Raw genomic sequence first — 9,802 nt, 5'->3', positions numbered from 1 at the left:
CTGCTGATGCACCTTTGAGATGATGTCCGTTAAGAACAACGGGAATTCCACCGCCACCGCAGCAGATAACGATTTTATTTGCATCCACAAGACTGTTGATCGCATCCTGTTCAACGATTTCAACAGGCTTTGGAGATGCAACTACACGACGATAACCACGCCCTGCGTCTTCTTTCATGATATGTCCATATGCCTTGGCCTGATGGTCTGCTTCCTCTTTTGTCAGGAATTTGCCGATCGGCTTGGATGGATTTTCAAAAGCAGGATCATTGGGATCTACACGAACCTGAGTGACAACAGTGACGACAGGTGTGCGGACAAATCCTCTGATTCGAAGTTCCTCTCTCAAAGCATTCTGCAGATCATATCCGATGTAAGCCTGACTCATGGCAACACAGACAGAGAGAGGAGTGTTTGGCTGATTCTCATCTTCTCTGGAGAGAGCAGACATGGCATTGTTGATCATGCCAACCTGTGGCCCGTTTCCATGTACAACAACAACCTGATGACCTTCTTCGATCAGATCGCATAATGCTTTTGCAGTAGTTTTTACAGCTACCATCTGTTCCGGGAGAGTATTTCCCAGAGCGTTCCCACCGAGCGCAATAACGATTCTTTTTCTTGTAAACATTTGTAAAAACCTCCTGATTTTAAAGGCAAAGAGGGCCGCCGCAATAAAGATTGTGTGCTTTCTGCGACAGCCCCGCCTGCTATACAATATGATGAGTGCTATTTTTCAATATATTTAAATTCTGAAACTGCTTTCAAAATTAAATATCTGTTTGAAAGCAGCTGGAATATTACTGCAATCCAACTGTTAATCTGCGCCTGATTATTTCAGGATTCTTGGAGCTGCTTTGACTTCAAGTTTCTTCAGGATATCCTGTGGATTTTCAAATTTGGAAAGCATGATCATAGCAGCGATGATGTATGGTTTGAAGCTTGCTTCTTTGTATAACGGGATTCTGTAACGATCGAATACAGAAGCGTCAACCTCACCTGTTTCGCAGCTTACACCTGTAATATCAGCCGGCAGGCAGTGCAGGTAAAGAGCTTTTCCGTCTTTTGTTGTTTTCATAAGTTCTTCTGTGCAGGCCCAGTCTTTGTGCTGTGCATTCTGTGCAAGAAGTTCTTTCTCTAATTTATCGATTCCGTCGAAGTCGCCTTCTGCATAAAGGTCTGTACGTTTTTCCATAGCTGCAAATGGAGCCCAGCTCTTTGGATATACGATATCAGCATCTTTGAAAGCTTCAGCCATATCGTTTGTCTTTGTGAAGGATCCGCCGTTTTTCTCAGCATTCTTTTTGGCGATCTCTTCAACTTCCGGCATTACATCATATCCTTCCGGATGAGCAAGAACAACGTCCATGCCGAAACGTGTCATCAGACCGATAACGCCCTGCGGAACGGAGAGTGGTTTACCATAGGATGGAGAGTAAGCCCATGTCATAGCGATCTTTTTGCCTTTCAGATTCTCAACACCGCCGAATTCATGGATGATGTGGAGCATATCTGCCATACACTGTGTCGGATGGTCAACGTCGCACTGAAGGTTTACAAGAGTAGGTCTCTGCTCAAGGATACCGTCTTTGTTTCCTTCTGTAACAGCTTCCATGAATTCTTTCTGGTAAGCATGTCCTTTTCCGATGTACATATCATCACGGATACCGATCACATCAGCCATGAAAGACACCATGTTTGCTGTTTCACGAACAGTTTCACCATGAGCGATCTGAGATTTCTTTTCATCAAGATCCTGTACTTCCAGACCAAGAAGGTTACATGCGGAAGCAAAAGAGAAACGTGTACGTGTGGAGTTATCGCGGAAGATAGAGATTCCAAGACCACTCTCGAATACTTTTGTGGAGATATTGTTCTCTCTCATGAAACGGAGAGCATCAGCAATTGTGAAAACAGCTTCCAGTTCATCATCTGTTTTGTCCCATGTCCAGAAGAAATCGTTGTTGTACATTTCTTTGAAGTTTAAGCTGTTTAATTTATCAATGTAATCCTGTAATGTTTTCATAAAATCAATACCTGCTATGCTTTGATAGCTTATCCTTTCCTGATATGAAATAATTGAATTTCTGCGTTTGGCAGAAACACCGGTTATCCGGCTGTATCTGTTTATCTTGTGTCCCTGCCTGTTACAGCAGGGATTCTGTCCGGACACATATTAAGCCTTTAGGATGATAGGAAATCCGTCGCCTAAAAAAATTTGAAAATTTATTTATTATTTGCAGTATGCAGTTGGAAGAGCAGCGTATACAGCAGCGCATCTTACAAGGTCGATCTTCCATGTTTTTTCGTTCGGAGCATGAGCCTGTGCTTCTGCACCAGGTCCGAATCCGATACAAGGAATGCTGTTACGTCCCATGATTGTTACACCGTTAGTAGAGAATGTCCATTTGTCTGTAAGCGGACGAGCTTTTCTCATGCCTTCTGTCTCAGCATTTCCAAGACGTTCTTCGCCGTACAGTCCTTTATATGCTTCTTCCAGAGCCTGTGTTACTTTGTGATCTTTCGGGATTACCCATGTCGGGAAGTAGCACTCGATCGGATATACAAGGTCTGTATAAGACGGACGGTTGTATTCATACATGGATACTGTTACGTCGTCGCCATATTTCTGTACAGCCGGAAGAGCACGGATCTCATCCAGGCAGCTTTCCCATGTTTCGCCTGCTGTCATACGACGGTCAAGAGATACAGAGCAGGAGTCAGCTACTGCACAGCGGCTTGGGGATGTGAAGAAGATTTCGGAAGTAGTAACAGTACCACGTCCAAGGAAACGTGCTTCTTCCCATTCAGGGTTGTATTTCTCATCAAGCATTTTTACAAGACCTTTGATCTCTGTGGTATCAGCAGCATCGTTTTCGTTTAATGCGCGGATATCCTGGAGAATATCAGCCATTTTGTAGATTGCATTGTCACCACGTTCCGGAGCGGAACCATGGCAGGAAACACCCTTTACATCTACGCGGATTTCCATACGTCCACGCTGTCCTCTGTAGATACCGCCGTCTGTTGGTTCTGTGGAAACAACGAATTCAGGACGAACACCATCTTCATGGATGATGTACTGCCAGCAGAGACCGTCACAGTCTTCTTCCTGTACAGTACCTGTCACAAGTACCTGATATTTATCGTTTAAAAGACCAAGGTCTTTCATGATCTTAGCACCGTATACTGCAGAAACAATACCGCCCATCTGGTCAGATGTTCCACGTCCACCGATTTCTTCATCAGATTCGAAACCTTCGTATGGATCAAATTCCCAGTTCTTGATATTACCGATACCGACTGTATCAATATGAGCGTCAAAACCAATGAGAGTTTTACCTGTTCCCATGTAGCCGAGGATATTGCCCATCGGATCGATCTGAACTTTGTCGAATCCGACTTTTTCCATTTCCTCTTTGATTCTCATGATATGTCCTTTTTCTCCGCAGCTTTCGCCAGGAATGCGAACCAGATCGCGAAGGAACTTAGTCATATCATCCTTATAACCCATTGCAGCTTCGTTAATTTTTGCGTAATCCATTTTTTTACCCTCCCAATATGTATAAAATATTATGATGTTAGGGTCAAAAGGTATTTTGCCCCTAATCTGATATCATATTATTAGTTACTGGTATATCATTTTCGAGATAACCATACCACTTACCTGTCTGTGTTCACCAAAAACATCATTTGCTTAAAGATTCGTCTGTTCCGTATAATCCGTCCCATACGATCTCGCGGTAGCGAACAGGATCAGTGTCACCTTCTGTGGAAATAACAAGTACTACGGAATTCTCATCCAGTTTCAGCGCTTCTTTTAAGTCTTTTGCATCTTCATCGTGAAGAGCAGTGAAGCAGAAACCAAGCGGAACGGAACCGGATTCACCGGAGACAACGTGTGGATCATCTCCCAGTGGATTAGCGTAGATACGTGTTGCCTTTGCGCTCATCCAGTCAGGACAGGATGCAAATACATCTACGTGATTTTTCAGGATATCCCACCCGATCGTATTTCCCTCACCGCATGCAAGACCGGCCATAATTGTCTGAAGATCACCTGTAACATTTACCAGATTTCCTGTCTTTGCAACAGCGGAGCGGTACAGGCAGTCAGCAGCACTTGCTTCACAGACAGCCATAACCGGCGGGTTATCTTTATATTTATGAGCGAAATAACCGACTACGGCACCTGCTAAAGAACCAACACCGGCCTGAACAAATACATGTGTCGGACGTTCAACACCCATTTCTTTTAACTGCTGGTCAGCCTCAAGAACCAGTGTTCCGTATCCCTGCATGATCCAGGATGGAATTTCTTCATATCCGTCCCATGCGGTATCCTGAACGATGATACCATGTTCTGTTTTGGCAGCTTCTGCTGCAGCCATTCTTACGCAGTCATCATAGTTTACTTCTTCGATCGTAACAGTAGCACCTTCTTTGACAATGTTATCGAAACGAGTCTTTGTTGTTCCCTTAGGCATTCTTACAACTGCTTTCTGTCCAAGGCGGTTAGCTGCCCATGCAACTCCACGTCCATGATTACCGTCTGTTGCAGTAAAGAATGTAGCCTGCTCCGAATTCTTCTCTTAATTTATCAGAAGAGAGAACATTGTATGGCAGCTCGCTGATATCACGTCCAAGTTCTTTTGCGATATAGCGGCCCATTGCATAAGAACCTCCAAGTACTTTGAAAGCATTTAAGCCAAAGCGATAGGATTCATCCTTACAGAAAATATTTTTTACTCCTAAATATTTCGCAAGAGATGAAAGGTTCTGAAGAGGCGTCACACTGTACTGTGGGAAACTTCTGTGGAACTCATTTGCTTTCTTTACATTTTCTTCGGACATCAGTTCCAGGTGTTTATCATCTGATTTCGGAACCTCGTTTACAGTCCATTTTAATCCTTCTGTCATAAAATGACCTCCCTTAAAAATTATCATTTGGTTTCCTTAACTTGTGATTCTATCATACCATATATTTTAAAAATTGCAATAGAAAAATACAAAAATTTTTAGGTTTTTCAAAAAAAAATTAGGTTTCATAATTTGTACATTGATATAAGGATTTGGATATGATAAAATAATGAATAATGTTCGTTTTATTTTTACAGAATAGACAGTAAAGTGGGTATAAAAGAGCAATACAAAAGATACAGAAGAGGAGAAAATATTATGGCAGTATTTCATGCATTCCGGGCACTTCGACCTACACCGGAAAAGGCTGCTGATGTGGCAGCACTTCCATATGATGTGGTAAACCGGGAAGAAGCAAAATCAATCGGAGATGAGAATCCCCTGTCCTTTCTTCATATTGACAGACCGGAAATGGATCTGGAACCTGAGACAGATCTGTATGATGATCGGGTTTATGAAAAAGCAAAAGAAAATCTTGACAATATGGAAGAAAAGGGAATTCTTGTTCAGGATCAGAAGGCCTGTTACTATATATATGAACTTGTAAGAAAAGGAAAGACACAGACCGGTATCGTAGGATGCAGTTCCATTGATGATTATATGAATGGTGTAGTGAAGAAACATGAGCTTACCAGAGAAGATAAGGAACAGGACAGGATCCACCATGTAGATTCCTGTAATGCAAATACCGGTCCTATTTTTCTGGCATGCAGATATCCGGATTCTCTGCTTACACTGATGAATAACTGGAAAGATCATCATGAAGCAGCATATGATTTTACAGAAGAGGATCAGATCACACACAGAGTATGGGTGATTGATGAAGATGAGGTCATTTCTGAAATAAATAAGGAATTTGCAGGGATTGATTCTCTGTACATCGCAGATGGACATCACCGCGCAGCTTCCGCTGTAAAAGTAGGTTTAAAGAGAAGAGAACAGAATCCGGGATATACAGGGGAGGAAGAGTTTAATTATTTCCTGTCTGTTGTATTTCCCTATGACCAGCTCTGCATTCTTCCTTATAACAGGATTGTAAAAGATTTGAACGGCCTAACTGTAAAGGCATTTCTGGGCGCCCTGAAGTTCAACTTTGAACTGATGCTGATGCCGGGATTTCCATGCAGGCCTGTAGAGAAGCATTGTATGGGAATGTATGTGGACGGACAGTGGTATCACCTGAAAGCATGGCCGGATATCTATGAGAAGAAGGACGTGGTCGGACAGCTGGATGTATCCATTCTTCAGGAAAAAGTCCTCAGACCAGTCCTGGGAATCGAAGATCCGCGCACAGACCAGAGAATCTCCTTTGTGGGCGGAAGCCATAAGGCAGCAGAGCTGGCAGAGATTGCGGACAGAACCGGCGGTGTAGCCTTTGTCATGTACCCGACATCTATGGAAGACCTGATGAAGATTGCAGACGAGAACAAATTAATGCCTCCAAAATCCACCTGGTTTGAGCCAAAGCTTCGGAGTGGGCTGTTTATACATAAGTTATAATTTGCCGAAGATGTCTTATAAAAATATTATAATAATTTCGCTGTAGACTTTTTCTTCTTTCAATGGTACAATTGGTTCTATACAAAAGAGAACGAGACGTACTATAACGAAAGGAGGGAAGAATGTGGAAGATGCGGAATTGAGAAATATCCTTTTTTCTATACAGGGAAGCATTGCCGGTTTTCAAAATGATATGTCCGATGTAAAGAACGATATCGCAGATATGAGGACAGATATTGCAAACATGAAGACAGATATCACGAACATGAAGGCAGATATTACAAACATGAAGACGGATATCACGAACATGAAATCAGATATTGTGCAACTCAAGGGAAGCGTAAAAACTATAGAACTTAAACTGGAAAATGAAATTGACAGAAAAATATCTGCCCTATTTGATTCACGTATGGATGAGCTTCGCTATAGAAAGGAGAATAAGGAAACTCGAGAGAAAGTTTTTGAACTGGATATGCGTGTAGACAATTTGGAAAAAGCCATCATGCCAGCGTAACTGTAACAGATGATTGTAAGGCTTGTACATAGGATAAACAGGAAGAAATTTTATAACATAAAAAAGTACATGAAATTTCTTCCTGCTAAATTTGTATAATTTTTGTAAATTTTTCAAAAAACAGTTGAAATCACAGAAATAATTTGTTATACTAACTTGCGTTACGGGGTATGGCGTAGCTTGGTAGCGCGCACGGCTGGGGGCCGTGAGGTCGCAGGTTCAAATCCTGTTGCCCCGACTGACATATGGTTAAATCGTTTGTAGTATATTTTTACAATGAATGATTCAGACGTATGTTCATTTCATTTCAAAAAAGCCAAATAAAGTTATAAGTAAAATGCAATGATAGGGAATAGTACACTCGGACCGGAGCACAGAGAACTGCTGGTTGCTGAGAAGCAGTGGAAGGAAATTGTGGAACTCGCCTTTGAGCAGCTGCCTGAAATTATACAAGAGTAGGTGCAGACGGTTTCCACCGTTATATGGAGAGGATATAAGAATACCGGATATCCGGAGATTCCGTATCCCATGAGTGTATGACATTGTTCATAAATAAGAGTGGTACCGCGTAAGATGATAATATCTTTCGTCTCTTGCAGATAAGTCTGTGGAGATGGAAGATTTTTTATGTCTTTTTACAGTCAATCCCCACAGTCCAAACATAATATTTACATAACGGAGGAAGAAAAAATGATGAATCCAAGCAAATATCAGAGACAGTATTTTATGCCGCCTGTTAAATGCATGAAATGGGCAGAAAAAGAATATGTGGACAAAGCACCTGTCTGGTGTTCTGTAGACCTTCGTGACGGTAATCAGGCACTGGTGATTCCGATGAGTCTGGAACAGAAAATTGAATTCTTTAAACTTCTTGTAAAAATCGGTTTCAAAGAAATTGAAGTAGGTTTCCCGGCTGCTTCTGAAACAGAATATGAATTTCTGCGTACCCTGATCGAGCAGAATCTGATCCCACAGGATGTAACTATTCAGGTTCTGACTCAGGCCAGAGAGCATATCATCCGCAAAACTTTTGAAGCTGTCAAAGGCGCACCGAAGGCAATTGTACATGTGTACAATTCCACCTCTGTAGCTCAGAGAGAACAGGTATTTAAGAAATCCAAAGAAGAAATCTTAAAGATTGCAGTGGATGGTGCCGCATTATTAAAAGAAACTGGCTGATGAAACAGAAGGAAATTTCCAGTTTGAGTACAGCCCTGAAAGCTTTACAGGCACAGAACCGGAATACGCTCTGGAAGTATGCAATGCAGTTCTTGATGTATGGCAGCCTACAGCAGATAACAAATGCATCATCAATCTGCCTGTAACTGTACAGCATTCCATGCCGCATGTATATGCAAGCCAGGTAGAATATATGTGTGAAAATCTGAAATACCGCGAGAATGTAATCGTATCTCTCCATCCGCACAATGACAGAGGATGCGGTGTTGCAGATTCTGAAATGGGATTACTTGCAGGTGCAGACAGAATCGAGGGTACTCTGTTCGGAAACGGTGAGCGTACCGGAAATGTAGATATTGTTACACTTGGTATGAATATGTATTCTCAGGGTGTAGATCCAAAACTTGACTTCTCTGATATGCCGCATATCTGTGAAATATATGAAGAATGTACCGGAATGAAAGTAGGCGAAAGAAGTCCGTACAGTGGTGCACTTGTATTTGCCGCATTTTCCGGCTCTCATCAGGATGCAATTGCCAAGGGTATGCACTGGAGAGATGACAAGGATCCGGATCACTGGAATGTTCCGTATCTTCCGATCGACCCGACAGATGTGGGAAGAAATTATGACGCAGATGTTATCCGCATCAACAGCCAGTCCGGCAAAGGCGGCGTAGGATATATTCTTGAGACCAAATTCGGGCTTAATCTTCCTCCGAAAATGCGTGAAGCAATGGGATATGCCACAAAAGCTGTTTCAGACCACAAACATAAAGAGCTTCATCCTGACGAAATTTTCAATCTGTTTAAACAGACCTTTGAGAATATCACAGAACCGTACAGCATCAATGAAGTACATTTCCAGCAGAAAGATGGTGGTATTATAACAAAAGTTACCTCTACTTTCCGCGGAAAGACAATCACTACAGAGGCATCCGGTAACGGACGTCTTGATGCAGTCAGCAATGCACTGAAGAAGGCATATGAGCTGAAATATTCCCTGGAAACATATCAGGAACATGCGCTGGAGCGCAGTTCAAGTTCCAAAGCTATTGCTTATGTCGGTATCAAAAAGCCGGATGGAACCCTTGCCTGGGGTGCAGGCGTAGACGCGGATATCATTCGCGCATCTATTGATGCACTTGTAACAGCGATCAATAACCGTTAGATTGTTCCGACACGCCCGATTTTTTCCTGCTGTTTTTTGACTTCTGCAGGTCAGGCTAATATCCGCTTGGCAGGGAATAATATTAGTTTACATAAAATATCAAAAATCAGATACCGGTCAGATTGTCCAGAGGACTTCCTGACCGGTATTTTTTTTGTATTTATAAAAATACAAGAAAGTCTTAATGTACGCGATAAAGTACAATAAAGAAGCAAACTCCGATGAAAAGCTATCAGAATTGTATTTCATTCAAATCATAAGGGAAATTAATTGACATAACACTCATGTTTACGTATACTGACAGCGTGGACAGAAAAGTGTCCTAAATAAGTACAATTTACACTTTATTATCTCACTCCAGGCCAGTGAGAAATGCGCGGGAAATATTTTAGAGAAAGAGGTAAAAGAATGAAAAATTTCGAACAGTGGAATGGCACTAAGGGCAACCGTTGGAAAGAAAAAATCGATGTACGTAACTTTATTGGAATGAACTATACACCATATGACGGTGATGCTTCTTC

At 42.0% G+C, this 9,802-nt stretch carries 5 protein-coding genes, 1 tRNA gene, 2 pseudogenes and 1 other annotated feature; of the genes and pseudogenes, 4 read left to right on the top strand and 4 right to left on the bottom strand.

What is annotated here, in order from left to right; genetic code table 11:
• The 4 genes and pseudogenes from AC075L_RS16290 to dpaL all read right to left on the bottom strand — a co-directional run.
• On the bottom strand, positions 1-631 hold a 631-nt coding region (locus tag AC075L_RS16290; protein WP_476387909.1), incomplete at its 3' end, for an amino acid kinase family protein.
• Between the two features lie 201 nt (positions 632-832).
• Positions 833-2,026, bottom strand: a complete 1,194-nt coding sequence (gene ygeW / locus AC075L_RS16285; RefSeq protein ID WP_055149259.1) for a knotted carbamoyltransferase YgeW — start codon at positions 2,024-2,026, stop codon at positions 833-835.
• A 207-nt stretch (positions 2,027-2,233) separates the two neighbouring features.
• Positions 2,234-3,544 (bottom strand): YgeY family selenium metabolism-linked hydrolase, encoded by a 1,311-nt coding sequence (locus AC075L_RS16280; RefSeq protein WP_025581111.1) that lies wholly within the window; start codon positions 3,542-3,544, stop codon positions 2,234-2,236.
• Positions 3,545-3,689: 145 nt separating this feature from the next.
• Positions 3,690-4,920 (bottom strand): annotated as a pseudogene (gene dpaL / locus AC075L_RS16275) (diaminopropionate ammonia-lyase).
• A 258-nt stretch (positions 4,921-5,178) separates the two neighbouring features.
• Between dpaL and AC075L_RS16270 the strand changes: the two are divergent.
• From AC075L_RS16270 to AC075L_RS16255, 4 genes and pseudogenes are all read left to right on the top strand, one after another.
• Positions 5,179-6,420 (top strand): DUF1015 domain-containing protein, encoded by a 1,242-nt coding sequence (locus AC075L_RS16270; protein ID WP_128867660.1) that lies wholly within the window; start codon positions 5,179-5,181, stop codon positions 6,418-6,420.
• Between the two features lie 124 nt (positions 6,421-6,544).
• Positions 6,545-6,934 carry a hypothetical protein gene (locus AC075L_RS16265; protein WP_022381422.1) on the top strand — a complete coding sequence of 130 codons (390 nt, stop codon included), beginning with the start codon at positions 6,545-6,547 and terminating at the stop codon, positions 6,932-6,934.
• A gap of 164 nt (positions 6,935-7,098) precedes the next feature.
• Positions 7,099-7,172, top strand: a tRNA-Pro gene (locus tag AC075L_RS16260).
• 95 nt (positions 7,173-7,267) lie between these two features.
• Positions 7,268-7,531: a binding site (T-box leader), on the top strand.
• Positions 7,532-7,624: 93 nt separating this feature from the next.
• Positions 7,625-9,281: pseudogene (locus AC075L_RS16255) on the top strand (2-isopropylmalate synthase).
• The last annotated feature ends 521 nt before the right edge of the window (positions 9,282-9,802 follow it).

Source organism: Blautia sp. ZXY-1-B12, from assembly GCF_056339915.1.
This window is presented reverse-complemented; position numbering and strand designations above follow the sequence as displayed.

Bases quoted from the DNA above. Each gene is read 5' to 3' on its own strand.
- ygeW (WP_055149259.1), bottom strand. From the start codon at position 2,026: ATGAAAACATTACAGGATTACATTGATAAATTAAACAGCTTAAACTTC.
- AC075L_RS16270 (WP_128867660.1), top strand. From the start codon at position 5,179: ATGGCAGTATTTCATGCATTCCGGGCACTTCGACCTACACCGGAAAAG.
- AC075L_RS16280 (WP_025581111.1), bottom strand. From the start codon at position 3,544: ATGGATTACGCAAAAATTAACGAAGCTGCAATGGGTTATAAGGATGAT.